15 protein-coding genes, 1 tRNA gene and 1 riboswitch are annotated in these 20,059 nt (G+C 64.1%); of the genes, 13 read left to right on the forward strand and 3 right to left on the reverse strand.

All coding sequences use genetic code 11. From position 1 onward, the window contains the following. The first annotated feature begins 8 nt into the window (after positions 1-8). The 3 genes from F6X39_RS09365 (at position 9) to F6X39_RS09375 (ending at position 3,597) form a co-directional block, all read left to right on the forward strand. Positions 9-1,568, forward strand: a complete 1,560-nt coding sequence (locus F6X39_RS09365) for a sensor histidine kinase (protein WP_187616415.1) — start codon at positions 9-11, stop codon at positions 1,566-1,568. A gap of 207 nt (positions 1,569-1,775) precedes the next feature. Beyond that, positions 1,776-3,434, forward strand: a complete 1,659-nt coding sequence (locus F6X39_RS09370) for an MFS transporter (protein ID WP_187616416.1) — start codon at positions 1,776-1,778, stop codon at positions 3,432-3,434. A gap of 86 nt (positions 3,435-3,520) precedes the next feature. Continuing rightward, a tRNA-Met gene (locus F6X39_RS09375) sits at positions 3,521-3,597 on the forward strand. A 182-nt stretch (positions 3,598-3,779) separates the two neighbouring features. Here the strand turns inward: F6X39_RS09375 and F6X39_RS09380 are convergent. Then, positions 3,780-4,991 carry an MFS transporter gene (locus tag F6X39_RS09380; protein ID WP_187616417.1) on the reverse strand — a complete coding sequence of 404 codons (1,212 nt, stop codon included), beginning with the start codon at positions 4,989-4,991 and terminating at the stop codon, positions 3,780-3,782. A 299-nt stretch (positions 4,992-5,290) separates the two neighbouring features. Then, a riboswitch (guanidine-I (ykkC/yxkD leader) is annotated at positions 5,291-5,390 on the forward strand. A gap of 57 nt (positions 5,391-5,447) precedes the next feature. Between F6X39_RS09380 and F6X39_RS09385 the strand changes: the two genes are divergently transcribed. From F6X39_RS09385 to F6X39_RS09420, 8 genes are all read left to right on the forward strand, one after another. Next, a complete protein-coding gene (locus F6X39_RS09385) occupies positions 5,448-6,518 on the forward strand; it encodes a putative urea ABC transporter substrate-binding protein (RefSeq protein ID WP_187616418.1) in 1,071 nt (356 codons plus the stop codon). A gap of 75 nt (positions 6,519-6,593) precedes the next feature. Then, positions 6,594-7,406 carry an ABC transporter permease gene (locus tag F6X39_RS09390; protein ID WP_090801751.1) on the forward strand — a complete coding sequence of 271 codons (813 nt, stop codon included), beginning with the start codon at positions 6,594-6,596 and terminating at the stop codon, positions 7,404-7,406. Beyond that, positions 7,403-8,194, forward strand: a complete 792-nt coding sequence (locus F6X39_RS09395) for an ABC transporter ATP-binding protein (protein WP_187616419.1) — start codon at positions 7,403-7,405, stop codon at positions 8,192-8,194. The genes F6X39_RS09390 and F6X39_RS09395 overlap by 4 nt, the downstream gene beginning before the upstream one ends. Positions 8,195-8,207: 13 nt before the next feature. Further along, positions 8,208-8,924 (forward strand): urea amidolyase associated protein UAAP1, encoded by a 717-nt coding sequence (locus F6X39_RS09400; protein WP_187616420.1) that lies wholly within the window; start codon positions 8,208-8,210, stop codon positions 8,922-8,924. Positions 8,925-8,939: 15 nt separating this feature from the next. Beyond that, complete coding sequence (locus tag F6X39_RS09405) at positions 8,940-9,581, forward strand: urea amidolyase associated protein UAAP2 (RefSeq protein WP_187616421.1); 642 nt, start codon at positions 8,940-8,942, stop codon at positions 9,579-9,581. A gap of 172 nt (positions 9,582-9,753) precedes the next feature. Next, complete coding sequence (gene uca / locus F6X39_RS09410; RefSeq protein WP_187616422.1) at positions 9,754-13,353, forward strand: urea carboxylase; 3,600 nt, start codon at positions 9,754-9,756, stop codon at positions 13,351-13,353. A 17-nt stretch (positions 13,354-13,370) separates the two neighbouring features. After that, on the forward strand, positions 13,371-15,203 hold the full coding sequence (gene atzF, locus F6X39_RS09415) for an allophanate hydrolase (protein ID WP_187616423.1): 1,833 nt from the start codon (positions 13,371-13,373) through the stop codon (positions 15,201-15,203). Between the two features lie 114 nt (positions 15,204-15,317). Further along, positions 15,318-15,656, forward strand: coding sequence for a hypothetical protein (locus F6X39_RS09420; protein ID WP_187616424.1), 339 nt, complete (start codon positions 15,318-15,320; stop codon positions 15,654-15,656). Positions 15,657-15,732: 76 nt separating this feature from the next. On the opposite strand, the gene F6X39_RS09425 is transcribed toward F6X39_RS09420, so the two are convergent. Then, positions 15,733-16,176, reverse strand: a complete 444-nt coding sequence (locus F6X39_RS09425; protein WP_184050828.1) for a MarR family winged helix-turn-helix transcriptional regulator — start codon at positions 16,174-16,176, stop codon at positions 15,733-15,735. A gap of 205 nt (positions 16,177-16,381) precedes the next feature. On the opposite strand from F6X39_RS09425, the gene F6X39_RS09430 reads away from it, so the two are divergent. Further along, positions 16,382-17,851, forward strand: coding sequence for a DHA2 family efflux MFS transporter permease subunit (locus F6X39_RS09430; RefSeq protein ID WP_260321050.1), 1,470 nt, complete (start codon positions 16,382-16,384; stop codon positions 17,849-17,851). Positions 17,852-17,862: 11 nt separating this feature from the next. On the opposite strand, the gene F6X39_RS09435 is transcribed toward F6X39_RS09430, so the two are convergent. Beyond that, positions 17,863-18,576: a FadR/GntR family transcriptional regulator gene (locus tag F6X39_RS09435; RefSeq protein WP_184022974.1), complete on the reverse strand. Its 714-nt coding sequence runs from the start codon at positions 18,574-18,576 to the stop codon at positions 17,863-17,865. A gap of 178 nt (positions 18,577-18,754) precedes the next feature. Between F6X39_RS09435 and dgoD the strand changes: the two genes are divergently transcribed. After that, complete coding sequence (gene dgoD, locus F6X39_RS09440; RefSeq protein WP_090801766.1) at positions 18,755-19,903, forward strand: galactonate dehydratase; 1,149 nt, start codon at positions 18,755-18,757, stop codon at positions 19,901-19,903. The last annotated feature ends 156 nt before the right edge of the window (positions 19,904-20,059 follow it).

Below are 20,059 nucleotides of genomic sequence, written 5' to 3' on the forward strand. Positions count from 1 at the left end.
GGCCAGCGATGTCCGCACGCGCTGATCGCGCCACGGCGCACGCGGCGGACCTCGACGAGGCGCGCGACGCGCGCTACGCCAATCCGTTCGCCGCGCCCGACGAAACCGAAGCCGCCGCCGAAGCGCGTCCGCGCTCGCTGTTCGGCGAAATTCTCGACTGGATGCTCGCGCCGCTGCTGCTGCTGTGGCCGATGAGCCTCGCGGTCACCTACCTGGTCGCGAAGTCGATCGCGAACGGGCCGTTCGACCGCGCGCTCGAAACCGACGCCTACGTGCTCGCGCGCCAGATCCATCCGGTCAACGGCGTCGCGGAGCTGTCGCTGCCCGAGTCGACGCGCGATTTCCTGCGCGCCGACAACGTCGACAGCGTGTTCTTTCAGGTGCTCGGCACGCGCGGCGAGCTCGTGGCCGGCGAGCGTGACATGCCGCTGCCGCGCGAGGAGGACCGCCCGCCACCGGGCCTCGTCGAATTCCGCGACGACGTGCTGCGCGGCAACGACATCCGCGTCGCCTACACGACCGTCGAGTTTCCGCAGACGCCGGGCGCGCAGGCCGTGCTCGTACAGGTCGCCGAAACGCTCGACAAGCGCAGCCAGCTCGCCAACGACATCATCAAGGGCGTGATCCTGCCGCAGTTCGTGATCCTGCCGCTCGCGATCCTGCTCGTGTGGTTCGGACTGTCGCGCGGGCTCGAGCCGCTGCATGCGCTGCAGGCGCATATCCGCGCGCGCCGGCCGGACGATCTGTCGCCGCTCGAAGCGCGCCGCGCGCCGCCGGAAATCGAGCCGCTCGTCACGTCGTTCAACGATCTGCTCACGCGCCTCGAACAGAACATGGAGCTGCAGAAGCGCTTCATCGCCGACGCCGCGCATCAGATGAAAACGCCGCTGGCCGGCCTGCGCACCCAGGCCGAGCTCGCGCTGCGCCAGAACGCGTCGGCCGAGGTTCGTCGCTCGCTCGAACAGATCGCAACGAGCTCCGAGCAGGCCGCGCGGCTCGTCACGCAATTGCTCGCGCTGGCGCGCGCGGAAAACCGTCGGTCGGGACAGATCTTCACGCCGGTCGAACTCGGCGAACTCGCGCGCAGCGCGGTGCGCGAATGGGTGCAGGCCGCGCTCGCGAAGCAGATGGACATCGGCTACGAAGCGCCCGGCGCGCCGGTCGAAGTCGCCGGCAATCCGGTGATGCTGCGTGAAATGCTGTCGAACCTGATCGACAACGCGATCCGCTATACGCCGGCGGGCGGCCGCATCACCGTGCGCGTGCGGCACGACGCCCCCGCGCGGCTCGTGCAACTGGAAGTCGAGGACACCGGGCTCGGCATTCCGGCCAGCGAGCGCTCGCGTGTGGTCGAGCGCTTTTACCGGATTCTGGGCCGCGAGGGCGACGGCAGCGGCCTCGGCCTCGCGATCGTGCGCGAGATTGCGGCAATGCACGGCGGCGAGCTCACCGTCGACGACAACGTCTACCAGGAGTCACCGCGGCTCGCCGGCACACTGGTGCGCGTCAGCTTGCACGTGCTCGAACGGGGCGGGACTTACCCTAACGCGCCTCTATCGTCAGCTTGACGGTCAGCGTTTTTTGAGATATTTCAGCGCGGGTTGCGCGGACATACAAGCACGTTAACGGAAATTGAACGCCTATTCGTCGGCTTACCGGACTACCCCAGGTTCAGGCGCCGAGTCAGAACGCCGTAAGTTTCCACTCCAATAATCGGTTGCACGGGAACGGCTGTGCCGGCGATCCGTGGATATATCAATATTGGAGACGACAATATGGCTACCGTTGGCGGGAAAATCTCGCACGTGCCGATGACGCGCGATGAGAAGCGGGTGATCTTCGCATCGTCGCTGGGTACGGTTTTCGAGTGGTACGACTTCTATCTGGCCGGCTCGCTTGCGGCCTTCATCAGCAAGAGCTTCTTCTCCGGCGTCAATCCGACCGCGGCGTTCATCTTCACGCTGCTCAGCTTCGCGGCGGGCTTCGCGGTGCGGCCGTTCGGCGCGATCGTATTCGGGCGGCTCGGCGACATGGTCGGGCGCAAGTACACGTTCCTGATCACGATCGTCATCATGGGCCTGTCGACGTTCCTCATCGGCTTCCTGCCGGGCTACGCGGCGATCGGCATCGCTTCGCCGGTGCTCTTCATCGCGATGCGCCTGCTGCAGGGTCTCGCGCTCGGCGGCGAGTATGGCGGCGCCGCGACCTACGTGGCCGAACACGCGCCGGCGAACCGCCGCGGCTTCTACACCGCATGGATCCAGACCACCGCCACGCTCGGTCTGTTCCTGTCGCTGCTCGTGATTCTCGGCATTCGCACGTTCATGGGCGAAGACGCCTTCGGCGCCTGGGGCTGGCGGATTCCGTTCCTCGTGTCGATCCTGCTGCTCGCGGTGTCGGTGTGGATTCGCCTGCAACTGCATGAGTCGCCGGTGTTCGCACGCATCAAGGCCGAGGGCAAGACCTCGAAGGCGCCGCTTTCCGAAGCGTTCGGCCAATGGAAGAACCTGAAGGTCGTGATTATCGCGCTGCTCGGCCTGACGGCCGGCCAGGCTGTCGTCTGGTACACGGGCCAGTTCTACACGCTGTTCTTCCTCACGCAGACGCTGAGGGTCGACGGTTCGAGCGCCAACATCATGATCGCGCTCGCGCTGCTGATCGGCACGCCGTTCTTCCTGTTCTTCGGCTCGCTGTCGGATCGCATCGGCCGCAAGCCGATCATCATGGCCGGCCTGCTGATCGCCGCACTCACCTACTTCCCGCTGTTCAAGGCGCTCACGCACTACACGAACCCGGCGCTCGAAGCGGCAACCGCGAAGTCGCCGATCGTCGTGATCGCCGATCCGGCCGAGTGCTCGTTCCAGTTCAACCCGGTGGGCACGGCGAAGTTCACGAGCTCATGCGACATCGCGAAGGGCGCGCTGTCGCGAGCCGGCCTGAACTACGACAACGTCGCGGCGCCTGCCGGCACGATCGCGCAGATCCGCGTGGGCGATACGGTCGTCAACACGTTCGACGGCCGCGCCGCCGACGCGAAGGAGCAAGCCAAGACGTTCGAGAAGACGCTCGCCGCGACGCTGAAGGCCGCCGGCTATCCGCCGAAGGCTGATCCGGCTCAGATCAACTGGCCGATGAGCATCGTGATCCTGACGATCCTCGTGATCTACGTGACGATGGTCTACGGGCCGATCGCGGCGATGCTGGTCGAGATGTTCCCGACGCGCATCCGTTATACGTCGATGTCGCTGCCGTATCACGTCGGCAATGGCTGGTTCGGCGGCTTCCTGCCGGCCACCGCGTTCGCGATCGTCGCGGCGAAGGGCAACATCTACTCGGGGCTCTGGTATCCGATCATCATCGCGGTGGCCACCTTCGTGATCGGCATGCTGTTCGTGCGCGAAACCAAGGACTCGGATATCTACGCGAAGGATTGAGTGGACCGACAGCCGGAGCTATCTGAAAAAGTTGTGAGCCGGGGGTTGACAGCCCCCGGTGGCCCCAGCATAATCTCGCTTCTTTCGGCGAATTAGCTCAGTCGGTTAGAGCGACGGAATCATAATCCGCAGGTCCGGGGTTCGAGTCCCTGATTCGCCACCAGCTTCAAGAAAAAGCCGCTGTCCCACAAGGACAGCGGCTTTTTTGTTTTGAAACGCTGCCACGAAGCCTGACGACCGATGGGCATCCGAGTTCAGGCAGACGCAGCGACACACCACTCGACGTTGGGGAAATAGCGGCAACAATGCGCGCATTTTCCAGACGGATACCCCGGCAATGCCACGTTAGCTCAGGTCGTGAAGAGATTGAGCCGGTGTCGGGTGAAAGAGCAGCAGCACCACGGTCATCAGACCGAAGGCTGCGCCCGCATAAAAGGTCGTGGCTGCGCCCAGACGTTCCCACAACTGGCCTGCGATAACGCTCGAAACCAGCATCACGATGCCGCTCAGCAGATTGAAGAAACCGAACGCGGTCCCGCGCAGATGCGCAGGTGCCGTGTGCGCGACCATCGTAGCGAGCAGGCCTTGCGTCATCCCCATGTGCAGCCCCCACAGCGCTACGCCTACGACGACTATGCTCCAGTGGGTGCCGTGTGCAAGCACGAGGTCGGCGCCAATCAACACGATCAGACCACCTATCAGCAGCCGTGTATGGCGCATCGTGTCCGCGAGCTTCCCGAACGGATAAGCGGACAGCGCGTAGACGATATTCATTGCCACCATGACGAGCGGAACGAGCGCAATCGGTACGCCGCTGCCCATCGCACGAAGCACCAGAAAAGCCTCGCTGAATCGCGCCAACGCAAAAACGGCGCCTATCCCTACGACCCACCAGTAGTCCAAACCAAGCTCCCTGAGACTCTGCCACCGCACCGGATTGCTTCTTTTGGCGCGAGGCTCGTGCTCAGGCTCCGTGATACCAAACGTCAACAGCGCGACCGCGAGCACGCCGGGAATGACGGCAAGCCAGAAGGCAAGCCGAAAATTATCTGCCCATATCAGCATGATGAGAACGGCCAGCAGCGGTCCGAGGAACGCACCGACCGTATCGAGCGACTGGCGCAGGCCGAAGGCCGCGCCTCGCAGGTGCTGCGGCGTGACATCCGCGATGAGTGCATCGCGAGGCGCACCGCGAATGCCCTTGCCGACACGGTCAATGACGCGCGCCGTCACCACGACTCCAACCGACGACGCAATGGCAAAAAGCGGCTTGCTCATTGCGCCGAGCGAATACCCTGCTACGGCGAGCCACTTTCGGTTGCCGAGGTAGTCACTCAGCGTTCCCGAAAACACCTTGACCATCTGGGCCGTGGCCTCCGCGATGCCCTCGATGAGCCCAATCGTGCCGGCGCCGGCGCCAAGGCTTGCCAGCAGAAACATCGGCAGCAGGCTGTGGATGATTTCGGATGAGATGTCCATGAAAAGACTCACACATCCTAGAACCCACACGCTGCGCGGAATCTGCCGGACGACATTGACTTGCGGTTCGTTTCGCATTCGATAGGGATGGCATCAAATAACAGGTTCGAACGGCGCAGACGCATGCGAGCAGCAAGGCAGCCCGCTACGACCGTTGCATCTTATCTGGCATCGCTGAGTCGGATACCCGTCCTCTCACGCCCGAAACGAGTGCGCTCCCTGACACACATCAGTGCACACCTTCCCCGCCCCAGGGCAAAAACTTGCCCTTCGCCGCACAAAGCTAGCGACCAACCCGCGGTATGGCCCCTGGCACACTTCCCGCTTTAAAGAGCGCGCAAGGAGCCGGCGCAACCTCCGGTTCGACAAACAATCTGGAAATGGACGGCTAGGGTTCCGGCCTGCTTCACGCAGGTGCTGGTCCGAGAGCTGTCGACCTCAGGCGAGGTTACACGGCGGGACAAAAGCCCGGGAGAGAACGCGATGTTTGCGCTGCTCCCTGCCGTCGCTAACCGTCCCCTCCGAGGTCAACCCATGTTCAAGCTCGTTCGCTGTCTTGGCATTGCCGCCGTCTCCCTCGCCACCTTCGCCTCGAGCCCCACGTTCGCCGCGGGCCGCAACGACTTCAAGGTCTGCTGGACCATCTACGCCGGCTGGATGCCGTGGGGTGAGGCGAAAACCCAGGGCATCGTGTCCAAATGGGCCAGGAAATACGGCATCAATGTCGACGTCGTGCAGCTGAACGACTACGTCGAGTCCATCAATCAGTACACGGCCGGCAAGTTCGACGGCTGCGCGATGACCAACATGGACGCGCTCACGATTCCCGCCTCCGGCGGCGTGGATTCGACGGCCCTGATCGTCAGCGACTACTCGAACGGCAACGACGGCGTGCTGATGAAGGGCAAAGGCAAGCAGATCGCCGACCTGAAGGGCCAACAGGTCAACCTCGTGCAGTTTTCCGTCTCCCACTACCTGCTCGCACGCGCGCTCGAAAGCGCTCACATGAGCGAGCGCGACCTCAAGGTCGTGAACACCTCGGATGCCGACATCTCGGGCGCATTCGCGACCCCCACGGTTCACAACGCGGTCACCTGGAATCCGATGCTCGCCGATCTGAAGTCGCAGCCGAACGTCAGCGAAGTCTTCGACTCCAGCAAGATCCCCGGCGAAATCATGGACATGATGGTCGTCAACACGAAGACGTTGCAGCAGAACCCCGCCCTCGGCAAAGCGCTGACCGGTGCATGGTTCGAAATGGTCGCGCTGATGCACACCGACTCCGCGGCCAGCACGTCCGCGCTGACCGCGATGGCGAAGGCCTCGGGCACCGATCTCGCCAACTTCAAGGGCCAACTGGCGACGACCGCCCTCTTCTATTCGCCGCAAGCCGCGCTCGACTTCGTCACCAGCGCCGACATGCCGAAGATCATGACGCGCGTCGCGAAGTTCTCTTTCGATCACGGCCTGCTCGGACAGGACGCGAAGAGCGCGGACGCGGTCGGCATGGCGTTCGACAAGGGCGTCGTCGTCGGCAACAAGAACAACGTCAAGCTGCGTTTCGATCCGACCTACGTCGCGATGGCGGCCGCGGGCAAGCTCTGACACGGACCGTCCAGGCACTCGCCGGGGGCTCGCTATCGCGGGCTCGCATCCCAGCTTTCCAACCAGGCGCTCACCATGCGACTCATCAATCGACATCCGAGCCGGATCGGCGGCTTGATGCTGCTCCTGCTGCCGTTCGTCGTGCTGTTCGCGGTCTACTTCACCGGGTCCTCGATGCGACTCTCGCTCAATCCCGATGACAAGCTGCTGCCGAGCGCGGCGCAAATGAGCGACGCGGTGAAGTCGGCCGCCTTCACCGAGGACAAGCGCACCGGCGAGTATCTGTTGTGGACCGACACGCTGTCGAGCTTGCGGCGGCTCGGCATCGGCCTTGTCGTCAGTGCCGTGATCGCACTGGTGGCCGCGATCGCGACCGGTTCGTTGCCGCTCGTCAGCGCGACGCTGTCGCCGTTCATCACCGTGATCTCAATGGTGCCGCCGCTGGCGGTGCTGCCGGTCCTGTTCATCGTGTTCGGGCTCGACGAGTTGTCGAAGGTCGTGCTGATCGTCGTCGGCATCACGCCGGTGATCATTCGCGATCTGCATGCTCGCGCCCGCGAGATTCCGGTCGAGCTGTGGGTCAAGGCGCAGACGCTCGGCGCCACCAGCTGGACGCTGATTCTGCGTCTGGTGCTGCCGCAACTGCTGCCGCGTCTGCTGGCGGCGACGCGTCTTTCTCTCGGCGCGGCGTGGCTCTTTCTGATCGCCGCCGAAGCGATCGCATCGACCGATGGCCTCGGCTACCGCATCTTTCTCGTGCGCCGCTATCTGTCGATGGATCTGATCCTGCCGTACGTCGCGTGGATCACGCTGCTCGCATGGCTCACCGACGAGCTGCTGCGCCGGATCACGCAATGGTGCTTCCCGTGGTACGGAGGCGCGCGATGATCGAAGTCCGCAACGTCTGGAAAGAGTACGGCGACCAGGTCGTGCTCGAGCGTTTGAATCTGACCGTCAAGGAAGGCGAGTTCTGTTCGATGGTCGGCGCCTCCGGCTGCGGCAAGTCGACGTTTCTGCGCCTGCTGCTGGGTCAGGAGCGCGCGACGCGCGGCGAGATCCTGCTGGACGGCAAGCCGCTGCCCGGCGAACCGGACCGGCATCGCGGCGTCGTGTTTCAACGCTACTCGGTGTTCGACCATCTGAGCGTGTTGCGCAACGTGATGCTGGGGCTGGAGCTTCCACAGGCGAAGTTCACCGGCCGGCTATTCGGTGCCCGTCGGCGCGTGGCGCGAGACGAGGCAGCGGCCATGCTCGAGCGCGTCGGGCTGGGCGCTGCGTTGAACAAGTTTCCGCAGCAGCTGTCGGGCGGCATGCAGCAACGCCTCGCGATCGCGCAAGCGCTGATGATGAAGCCTCGCGTGCTGCTGCTCGACGAACCGTTCGGCGCGCTCGACCCCGGCATCCGCAAGGACATGCATGAGCTGCTCTCCGACCTGTGGCGCGAAGCGAAGCTCACGATCTTCATGGTCACGCATGACCTGAAAGAAGGCTTCACGTTGGGAAGCCGCGTGCTGGTTTTCGACAAGGTGCGCGTCGATCCGCAGGCGCCGGGCGCCTATGGCGCGCGCATCACCTACAACATTGCGCTCGACCGTAGCCGCGATTCCATGTCCGCCGTGCATATCGCCGAGGCTGCCGTGCGAGGCGCATCGCATATCGAACTGGTCTCCGACTGAAGGGAACTCAGGTATGAACTCAGATACGACCTTACTGCTTGAAGAAACCGTCCCAGGCGGCGGCCATACGTCGCTGATCGTCAAGCGTGGTCGATCACTGCGCATTACCGACCTGCGCGGCGGCGCGAACGTCAGCGTGATGATGGTCAACGCGACGGAAAAGAGCGAACGGCTCAATCTGCCGGATTCGTTGAAGTGCCAGCACACGGCCAGGCTCACGGTCGGGCACTGCCTGTACTCCGACATGGGCCGCGTGCTTGCCGCGATCGTCGCGGATACCTGTGGCTGGCACGACAGCATCGGCGGTGTGTCGAATGCCGGCGAGGTTCGCGAACGATACGGCGCAGGCCGCTACCAGGAGCTGCGCAACGCGTTCTATCGCAACGGCACGGACAACCTGCTCGTCGAAATGGGCAAGTGGGGGCTCGGCATCACTGACCTGCTGATGACGCTCAATCTGTTCAGCCGTGTCGATGTCAGCGACGACGGCGTTCTCAGTTTCGTGCCAGGAAACTCAAAAGCCGGCAACTACGTCGAGCTCTACGCACCGATGAACACGCTCGTCGTGCTCACCGCGATCCAGCACCCGCTCGACCCGAACCCCGAGTACGCGCCGAGGCCCGTCAAGCTCGAGTTGAGCGACGCGCGGCCCGAGGTCGCCGAAGTTTGCCGCACCGCATGCGAAGAGAACGCACGCGGTTTCATCAACACAGAACGCTTCTTTCTTTGAGCGAAGGCCACGCTTATGACCAGCACGCTTATCGTCAGCGACAAACGTCCGGAAACCGCGGTCTATCGCGAGACACTCGCCGCCGGCGAGCCGTGGCTTCACGAGGTGAAGGCCGGGCAAACGCTGCGCATCGTCGATCTCGAAGGCAACCAGGCGGTCGACACGCTGTTCTACAGCCTCGCCGATCCGCGCGAGCGCTTCGACCCGCAACGCACGTTGCGCCGGCAAAAAAGCCTCTACCTGACGACGGGCTCAGTGCTGTACTCGAACCTCGGCAAGCCGATGCTGACGATCGTCGCCGACACGTGCGGCCGCCACGATACGCTCGGCGGCGCCTGCGCGCAGGAAAGCAACACGGTGCGCTACGCACTGGAGAAGCGCTACATGCACAGCTGCCGCGACAACTTCCTGCGTGCCTGCGCACATGACGGCCGCCTGTCGAAGCAGGACATCGGCGCGAACGTCAACTTCTTCATGAACGTGCCGGTCACGACCACGGGCGGGCTCAGCTTCGAAGACGGCATTTCCGCGCCGGGCAAATACGTCGAATTGCGCGCGGAAATGGACGTGATCGTACTGATCTCCAACTGCCCGCAGCTGAACAATCCATGCAACGCCTATAACCCGACGCCCGCGGAGCTGCTGATATGGAATTGAAGCGCATCCGCCACTGGCTTTTTCTCCTCATGCTGGTTCGCTCGGGCCGGTACTTCAGCCGTACGCGCGAAGAACTGACCCAGACGCATCGCTGACGCGACTTCGGCCGTGGACGACCACGGCCGGCCATTCCCACGGCGGGACGGCCCGCCTTCGAATCAACACACCTTCCATGTTCGAGAAGATTCTGATCGCCAATCGCGGCGCTATCGCGTGCCGCATTCTCAGGACGTTGCGCGAACTCGACGTCACCGGCGTCGCCATCTATGCGGAAGCCGACCGAGCGAGCCGCCACGTCAGCGAGGCGCCTGTCGCGCATGCGCTCGGCGAGGGTCCGGCCGCGCTGACTTATCTCGACGTGGCCAAGATCCTCGCGATTGCGCGTCGCGAAGGCGTGCAGGCGATCCATCCCGGCTACGGCTTCTTATCGGAGAACGCGGCGTTCGGCGAAGCCTGCGAAGCGGCCGGCATCGCGTTCATCGGACCGACCCCCGCGCAGCTTCGCGCGTTCGGCCTCAAGCACACGGCCCGCGAAATCGCGGCCTACGAGGGGGTGCCGATGCTCGAAGGCACCGGGCTGCTCGCGGACTTGCCGGCGGCGCTCGCGGCGGCACAGGCCATCGGCTATCCGGTGATGCTGAAGAGCACCGCGGGCGGCGGCGGCATCGGCATGCGGGTGTGCTGGAACGCCGACGAACTCGGCGCCCATTTCGATGCCGTGAAGCGCCTCGGCGAAAACAATTTCAGCGATGCCGGCGTGTTTCTGGAGAAGTACATCGAACGGGCCCGGCATCTGGAAGTGCAGGTGTTCGGCGATGGCAAAGGCGACGCGCTCGCGCTTGGCGTGCGTGACTGCTCGGTGCAGCGGCGCAATCAGAAGGTGCTCGAGGAAACGCCCGCCCCCTGCCTGCCGGACGGCATTCAGGCCGCGCTCTGCGAGGCAGCGGTCAAGCTCGCGAAAGCCGTCGACTATCGCTCCGCCGGCACCGTCGAATTCGTGTACGACAGCGCCGCCGAACGGTTCTACTTTCTCGAAGTCAATACGCGTCTGCAGGTCGAGCACGGCGTCACCGAACAGGTGTGGGGCGTCGACCTCGTGCGTTGGATGATCGAACTGGCGGCCGGCACGCTCGCGCCGCTGAAGGAGCTGGCGGCGAGTCTGACGCCGCGAGGGCACGCGATCCAGGCGCGACTCTACGCGGAAGATCCGGGGCGTGATTTCAAACCGAGTCCGGGCCTCTTGACCGAGGTCGCGTTCCCGAATGCCGACGCGCGCGCATTGCGCATCGATACATGGATCGAGGCCGGTTGCGAAGTGCCGCCTTACTTCGACCCGATGCTCGCGAAAGTGATCGCGTGGTCGCCGACTCGCGATGAAGCGCGCGATGCGCTCGACGATGCGCTGTGCAACACCCGACTCTACGGCGTCGAGACCAATCGCGACTATCTGCGCCAGATTCTGCGCGACCGGCCGTTTGCGTCGGGCGAACCGTGGACTCGATGTCTCGAAGGGCTCAGGTATCGGGCCAGCACGGTCGAAGTCGTCAGCGGCGGCACGCAGACGACGGTGCAGGACTATCCCGGCCGCCTGGGCTACTGGGCAGTCGGCATCCCGCCGTCGGGGCCGATGGATGACCGGGCGATGCGGCTCGGCAATCGCCTGCTCGGCAATGCGGCCGACGCCGCCGCTCTCGAAGTCACGATGAGCGGGCCGACGCTGCGCTTCAACACGGATGCCGTGGTCGCCATCACCGGCGCGCAGATTCCGGTGCTGCTCGACGATGTCGCTCAGCCGCTGAACACGAGCCTCCATGTGCCGGCGGGTTCGACGCTCGCGCTCGGCACGATACGCGGCGCGGGCGCGCGCGCTTATCTGTGCGTGCGCGGCGGCTTCGACGTCGCACTGTATCTCGGCAGCCGCAGCACCTTTACGCTCGGCCAGTTCGGCGGACATGGCGGCCGCGCGATCCGCGCGGGCGACGTGCTGCATCTTTATCCGCTCGGCGATGCGCAGGCCGGCGCGGCGCTCGTCGACGCGCCGACGCTCGACGGCGTGCGCACCGTTCGTGTGATCTATGGCCCGCACGGCGCACCCGAATACTTCAGCGCCCGCTATATCGCGCAGCTGCTCGACACCGAATGGGAGGTTCACTTCAACTCCAGCCGTACCGGCGTGCGCCTGATCGGACCGAAACCCGAGTGGGCGCGCGAGGACGGCGGCGAGGCTGGACTGCATCCGTCGAACATTCACGATAATCCCTACGCGGTCGGCGCCGTCGACTTCACCGGCGACATGCCCGTAATTCTCGGACCCGACGGCCCGAGTCTCGGCGGCTTCGTCTGTCCGGTGACGATCATCGAGGCGGACCTCTGGCAGATCGGCCAGTTGAAAGCAGGCGACAGGATCCGCTTCGCGCCCGTCGAAGTCGAAGAAGCGCGTGAGGCTGCGCGTGAGCGTCGTCGGGAACTGGAGAGCCTCGAGATTGCACCGGGTGCGCCGAGCGAAAGAAGAGCATCGCTGACGTCGCCGATCGTGCTCGATACCGGCGCGGACCGCGACAGACTCGTCGCGCGTGTATCCGGCGACACGCATCTGCTGCTCGAAATCGGTCCAGCGGAACTCGACCTCGTGGCACGGTTTCGCGGACATGCGCTGATGCAGTCCCTCGAAGCGCAGCATCTGACTGGCGTCATCGATCTCACGCCGGGCATCCGTTCGCTGCAGATCCACTACCGGCCCGAGGATCTGCCGCTCGCCAGGTTGCTCGACATCGTCGCGCGGGCGTGGGACGAGGTCTTGTTGCAGAAGGATCTGCGCGTGCCGTCGCGGGTCGTTCATCTGCCGCTGTCATGGGACGACCCCGCGTGCCAGCTCGCGATCGAAAAATATATGACCACCGTGCGCAAGAACGCGCCGTGGTGCCCGAGCAACCTCGAATTCATTCGCCGCATCAACGACCTCGACTCCATCGACGCGGTCAGGCAAATCGTCTTCGATGCGAGCTATCTGGTGATGGGCCTCGGCGACGTGTACCTCGGCGCACCCGTCGCGACACCGCTCGACCCTCGTCACCGGCTGGTCACGACGAAATACAACCCGGCCCGTACGTGGACCGCGGAGAACTCGGTCGGCATCGGCGGCGCGTATCTGTGCGTGTATGGCATGGAAGGGCCGGGCGGCTATCAATTCGTCGGCCGCACGTTGCAGATGTGGAATCGCTACCGCGAAGTCGCGGATTTCGCCGGACAGCACTATTTGCTGCGCTTCTTCGACCAGATTCGTTTCTACGAAGTATCGGCCGACGAACTGTTGCGCATCCGCGCGGACTTTCCGCTTGGGCGTTTTCCGTTGCGGATTGAAGAGTCCGAGCTTTCGTTGCCGGACTATCAGGCGTTTCTCGCTAGCGAATCCGCCAGCATCGAGCAGTTCCGTTCAAGGCAGCAGGCGGCCTTCCAGGCCGAGCGCGAGCGGTGGCGTGAAGCGGGTACCTCGGAAGTCACGTTCGAGACGCCGGTCACCGAAGACACTCAGTTAGCTCCGCTTCACGACGGCGAAGTCGCCGTGGACAGCGAGATCGCCGGCAGCCTCTGGCAAGTCAAGGTGAAAACCGGCGACGCGGTCGACGCGGGCGACGTGCTGCTCATCATCGAGTCGATGAAGATGGAAATCGCGGTGTGTGCGCCGTGCGCCGGAACGGTCGGCGAGATCTACGTGGCGCCGGGTTCGCCCGTGCGCGCGGGGCAACGCGTCGCCGTCGTCGAACGTCACTAATTATCTGGACGCAAACCATGTCTTCATTCTCGTCATTCGATCTTCGCCTCCCGACACTTCGCTGCGCATACCGTGATGGAACGCTCACACCGCGCAGGCTCGTCGCTGAACTGCTCGAAAAAGCTGCGGCGCTCAATCCATCGTTCAATCTGTTCATCCATCTTCTGACCGAAGATGAAGTCGCGCCCTACCTCGACTGGCTCGACACGCAGGACGTCGAAAGCCTGCCGCTCTATGGCGTTCCGTTCGTGATCAAGGACAACATCGATCTCGCCGGCATTCAGACAACCGCCGCGTGCCCCGCGTACGCGTACACGCCGTCGCGATCGGCGAGCGTCGTTGCGCAATTGATCGCGCTCGGCGCGGTGCCGCTCGGCAAAGCCAATCTCGACCAGTTTGCGACCGGTCTGAACGGCACCCGGTCGCCGTATGGCAAGTGTCGCAATAGCGTGCATCCCGACTATCCGTCGGGCGGCTCGAGCGCGGGGTCGTCACTCGCGGTCGCGCTCGGCGTCGCCAGTTTCGCGCTCGGAACCGACACGGCCGGTTCCGGTCGCGTGCCTGCCGCGCTGAACAATCTCGTCGGTCTCAAGCCGACTAAAGGCCTGCTGTCCACCGCGGGTGTGGTGCCCGCGTGCCGCACGCTCGATTGCGTCACGTTCTTCACGGCGACGGCGAAAGAAGCGAGCGAGTTGCTTGCGTTGAGCGCGCACCCCGATCCTCGCGATGCATACAGCCGCGCGAATCCGCAATGGAATACGGCACGCGCGTTTGGCGAGCCCACGGCGTTCAAGTTCGGCGTGCCGGCGCAACTGGAATTCGCCGGCTGTTCCGAGAGCCCCGGGCTGTTCGCGAAGGTGCGCGCGTTGCTCGAAGAAGCAGGTGGTGAAGCTGTCGAAATCGACTTCACGCCGTTTGTCGAAACCGCCAATCTGCTCTATCAGGGGCCGTGGGTGGCCGAGCGTTACAGCGTGGCGGGCGAGTTAATGACGGAGAAACCCGCTGCGGTTTTGCCCGTCATTCGCGATGTGTTGGCGAAGGCACCCGGCGCGAGCGCGGTCGAACTGTTTCGCGCGCAGTACCGCTTGCAGGAATTGAAGGCCCTCTGCGATGCGTCGATCGATTCACTCGATTTCGTTCTGACGCCGACGTATCCGCGTGCCGTGACGCTCGACGAGTTGGAGCGCGACCCCATTGGTCCGAACTCCCTGCTCGGCTATTACACGAACTTCATGAATCTGCTGGACTATGCCGCCGTCGCTACGCCGACCGGTTTCATGAAGAATGGTCTGCCCTGGGGCGTGACCGTCTTTGGCCGCGCGTTCACCGACCAGTATCTGTTGGGTGTGGCCGACCTGCTGCAACGAAAGAGCGGCGTGCACTGCGTCGGAGGTCTAACCGTCGAGCCGGAGCCGCGCGGCGAACGATGCGCGGCGAGCCACGATCGCCTGCGGATCGCGGTCTGCGGCGCACACATGCAAGGTTTGCCCCTCAACCGCGATCTGCTTGCCCGACGCGCGCGGCTCTTGCAGGCCACTCAGACTGCCGCGCAATACCGGTTGTCGGCGCTGCCTGCGTCGGCGGACGGCACGAGGCGTCCAGGCCTGTGGCGCGTCACCGATGGCGGCGCAAAAATTGCTGTCGAAGTGTGGGAAATGCCCAGCGCGGAGTTCGGCTCGTTTATTTCGACCGTTCCGTCTCCGCTGGTTCTGGGGAAGGTCGAACTCGTCGACGGTTCGTGGGTTACCGGTTTCCTCTGCGAGCCGTATGGCGTGCAGTCGGGAACCGATATCTCGGAGTTTGGCGGATGGCGAGCATGGCTTGCCAGCGAGCGTTGCGCGAGTTTCTGATGGAACGAACGATGAGCAGCGGCGTCGCAGGGTATGGGCAGTGAAGCGCCGCGGGTTTTGTTGGCACCTCCGGCTTCCTTCCGCAATTCCGTCGCAACTTCGAGAGGTTCCTTAATGACGCTCCGCACCGTCGCGCTCGCCGCAACCACCGCTGCGCTCACGCTCGCCGGCACGACCGCCGCCCTCATCGCACAAGCTCAAACGCCGGGCACCGCCGACAGTCAATGGCGCGCCAGTTCCACCCTGCTCGCGACGCTGCTGCAGGACGGCTACAAGATCGTCGCCGTGGTCAACAACGGTCCCGCCGACACGATCTTCGTGCAGCGCGATCAGAGCGCGTTCAAATGCATCGATCCGCAGCAACCGGATGCAAAAGCAAAAACGTCGGTGGCGCCGGGCTGTTACGAGCTGGTACCGCCGAGCGGCGCCACGCCGGCGTCGGAACCCAGATAACGTGATTTGATGCGCGAGCTCAACGTAACCCCGGCTCGCGCGAAAGACTTCGGCGTCGCGCCAACACCGCGACGCTTCAGCGATCCACGAGCCGGCTCAGATTACCGCGCACCCGCTGCAGCAGCGCGATCAACTGCGCCGCTTCTTCATCGCTGAAACCATTGAGCGCTTCGAGCGCGACCTCGTCGCCGACCTTGCGCGCCTTGCCGAGCGTGCGCTCGGCCTTCGGCGTCATGCGCACCTGGCGCTCGCGGCGATCCTGCGGATTCGCGGTCCGCTCGATCCAGCCGCCCTCCTCCATCCGGTCGAGCAGCCGGCCCGCCGAGATCGGCGCGACCTCGAGCAGATCCGCCAGCCGGGCCTGATTGATGTCGCCGTAGTGGCCGAGATAGGCCAGCACGCGACACTGCGCGCGCGTCAGATCGACCGACGACCTCGCGAGATCGTCGAACCGCTTGCCCGCCAGCCGGCCGACGTCGTAGATCAGAAAGCCGAAGCGTTCTTCGAATTGGGTTTTCATGCGCCGATTATACGGAAGCACTTCGGCGTACAGCGCGACTGCGTATGCGTTCTATCCTCAGCACAACTCCGGATAGCGCCAACCCGTATTGACGATATACTAAGCATGCTTACTATATCGACCCTCCCCACCATTCATGTCTTCCGCCTCCACGTCGGCGAGCGCCACTGAGCTGCTCAACCGGCCGATGATCACGATCTCGATCATGCTCGCGACGCTGATCCAGACGCTCGACAGCACGATCGCCAACGTGGCGCTGCCGCATATGCAAGGCACGCTGTCCGCGTCGCAGGACGAGATCACGTGGGTGCTGACCTCCTATATCGTCGCCGCCGCGATCGCCACGCCGCTCACCGGCTGGCTGGCGGATCGCCTCAGCGTGAAGCGGCTGCTGCTGATCGCGATCGGCGGCTTCACCGTGTCTTCCGCGTTGTGCGGACTCTCCGAGACGCTGTCGCAGATCGTCGTGTCGCGTCTGTTGCAAGGGATCTTCGGCGCGTCGCTGGTGCCGCTGTCGCAGTCGATCCTGCTCGACATCAACCCGCGTGAAAAGCAGGGCCAGGCGATGGCCGTGTGGGGCATGGGCGTGATGGTCGGGCCGATCCTCGGTCCGACGCTCGGCGGCTGGCTCACCGATAGCTACAACTGGCGCTGGGTGTTCTTCATCAACGTGCCGATCGGCGCGATCGCGCTGTTCGGCGTCGCGAGCTTCCTGCCGACGCGCGAGCCGAAACACGACGTGAAGTTCGACGCGTTCGGCTTCATCACGCTCGGCCTCGCGATCGGCGCGTTGCAGGCGATGCTCGATCGCGGCGAGCAGCTTGACTGGTTTTCGTCGACCGAGATCGTGATCGAGGCGCTCGTCGCGGCAATCAGCTTCGCGTTCTTTCTCGTGCACACGGCGACGATCGGCGAGCGCTCGTTTTTCAAGTACAAGTTATTGAAGGACCCGAACTTCGCGACCGGTACGTTGTTCATCTTCGTGATCGGCGCGGTGATGTACGCGACGCGTGCGCTGCTGCCGCCGATGCTGCAAAACCTGATGGGCTATCCGGTCGCGACCACGGGCCTCGTCACCGCACCGAGCGGCGCCGGCACGATGGTCGCGATGCTGATCGCCGGCCGGCTGCTCAAGCGCGTCGACGCGCGGCTGCTGCTGCTCTGCGGCTTCCTGATTTCGGCGTTCGCACTGTGGCAGATGATGCAGTACACGATCGTGCTATCGGCATCGGACATCGTGTGGCCCGGCGTGATCCAGGGCTTCGGACTCGGCCTCGTGTTCGTGCCGCTGTCCACGCTGACGTTCTCGACGCTGTCGCCGGAGCTGCGCGCGGACGGCACCGCGACTTATAGCCTGATGCGCAACATCGGCAGCAGTATCGGCATTTCGATCGTGCAGACGCTGATGACGCGCAACACGCAGATCTCGCACGCGGACCTCGCTGCGAACGTCACCGCGTTCAATCCAGCGCTCCAGTCGATGCTCAACAGCGGCTCGAACTATGACATCGCGGCGCTGAACGCGTCGATTACGCAGCAGGCGGCGATGGTCGCGTATCTGAACGACTTCAAGCTGATGTTCGTGGCGACGCTGCTGGTCATCCCGCTGTTGCTGCTGATCCGGCCGTCGCACAAGGCACCGGATGCGTCGATCGCGCATGCGGCGATGGATTGACGCCGTCCGCCTCAGCCTTCGATTCGCCCGCGCGTCACGCCGAGCAATGACGCCATCGCCGCATACGCCGCGGCGGCATCGCGCGCGCGGATCGCGTCGAACACCGCCGTGTGCTCGGCGAGCGACGCGTTGAACACATCGGCGCGTTTCGCATTGAGCCGCAATTGTGCCTCGAGCGTGCGCTCGATCAGCGCGCCAAGCGGGATCAGCAGCTCGTTGCTGCACGCGGTGAGCACGCACAGGTGGAACTGCAGATCCGCGCGCACCCATTCGTCGACGTTGCGCGCCGCCACCATCGCGGTATGCGCGGCCGCAAGCGCACCCAACGTGTCGTCGGTGTGCGCGGCGGCCGCCAGGCCGGCGGCATAAGGCTCGATCATCTCGCGCATTTCCTGCAGCTTGAGCGCGAACGCCATCGGCTCGGCGACGCGCGAATACCAGTCGAGCAGATCGGCATCGAGCAGATTCCACGCGGACTTGACCCGCACGCGCGTACCCACGCGCGGCCGCGATTCGATCAGCCCTTTCGACGTCAACGTGCGCAGCGCCTCGCGCAGCACCGTGCGGCTCACGCCGAACATCTCCATTAACTCGGCTTCACGAGGCAGGATCGACTCCGGCGCATAGTCGCCGCGCAGAATCGCGGTCGCCAGCAGTTGGGCGACTCGCCCGTGCAGATCGTGCGTAATGGTTTTCTCCTCGCGGTTGATGATCCCGTCGCGCAACGTGGCGGTAAGTCGGCAGATCTCACCACTATGTGACAAATAGTACTATTAATAGTATTTAAATGCAGTTTTGTTGTAGCATGGAATTCCCCGAAATTTTGCATGCTCGCAGGCCTGCTTTGCATGGGTTCGGAGTAAGCGCCAAAGCGCCAACTCCGATCGACACCGGAGACACACCATGAAAATCACCAAGCTCGAAACCTTCATCGTGCCGCCGCGCTGGTGCTTCCTCAAGATCGAGACCGACGAGGGCATCGTCGGTTGGGGCGAGCCGGTGGTGGAAGGCCGCGCGCATACGGTCGCCGCGGCCGTCGAGGAACTATCCGATTATCTGATCGGCAAGGACCCGCTGTTGATCGAGGATCACTGGCAGGTGATGTACCGCGCGGGCTTCTATCGCGGCGGCCCGATCACGATGAGCGCGATCGCCGGCGTCGATCAGGCGCTGTGGGACATCAAGGGCAAGCATCACGGCGTACCGGTGCATGCGCTGCTCGGCGGCCAGGTGCGCGACAAAATCAAGGTGTACTCGTGGATCGGCGGCGACCGTCCGAGCGATGTCGCGAACAACGCACGCGCGGTGGTCGAGCGCGGCTTCAAGGCCGTCAAGATGAACGGCTCGGAAGAGCTGCAGATCATCGACACCTTCGACAAGGTGCAAGGCGTGATCAACAACGTCGCGGCGGTGCGCGAGGCGGTCGGGCCGAACATCGGAATCGGCGTGGACTTCCACGGCCGCGTGCATAAGCCGATGGCGAAGGTGCTCGCCAAGGAACTCGACCCGTACAAGCTGCTGTTCATCGAAGAGCCGGTGCTGTCGGAAAACGCCGAGGCGCTGCGCGACATCGTCAATCAGACCAACACGCCGATCGCGCTCGGCGAGCGTCTCTATTCGCGCTGGGACTTCAAGCACATCCTGTCGGGCGGCTACGTCGACATCATCCAGCCGGACGCGTCGCACGCGGGCGGCATCACCGAGTGCCGCAAGATCGCCGCGATGGCGGAAGCCTACGACGTCGCGCTCGCGCTGCATTGCCCGCTCGGCCCGATCGCGCTCGCAACCTGTCTGCAGATCGACGCGGTCAGCTACAACGCGTTCATCCAGGAACAGAGCCTCGGCATCCACTACAACCAGGGCAATGACCTGCTCGACTACATCAAGAATCCGCAAGTCTTCAAGTACGAAGACGGCTTCGTGTCGATTCCTCAGGGCCCCGGACTCGGCATCGAGGTCAACGAAGAGAAGGTGCGCGAGATGGCGAAGGTCGGTCACCGCTGGCGCAATCCGGTGTGGCGTCACGCGGACGGCAGCGTCGCCGAATGGTGATCTGAACACCTGAGCGAAGCAGGCGGAACGCCGCCGGCGGGCCACGTGACGCGCGGGCCGTCGCAGTAACGTAACATCCCGGACCAGCCGGCTCGAACCGGCGTTCGAGCGCTGCCGTCCCGACCTGCATCACTCCCCGCCGAGCCTTATCCCGCC

The organism is Paraburkholderia sp. UCT2, from assembly GCF_014397665.1.
GTDB lineage: Bacteria > Pseudomonadota > Gammaproteobacteria > Burkholderiales > Burkholderiaceae > Paraburkholderia > Paraburkholderia tuberum.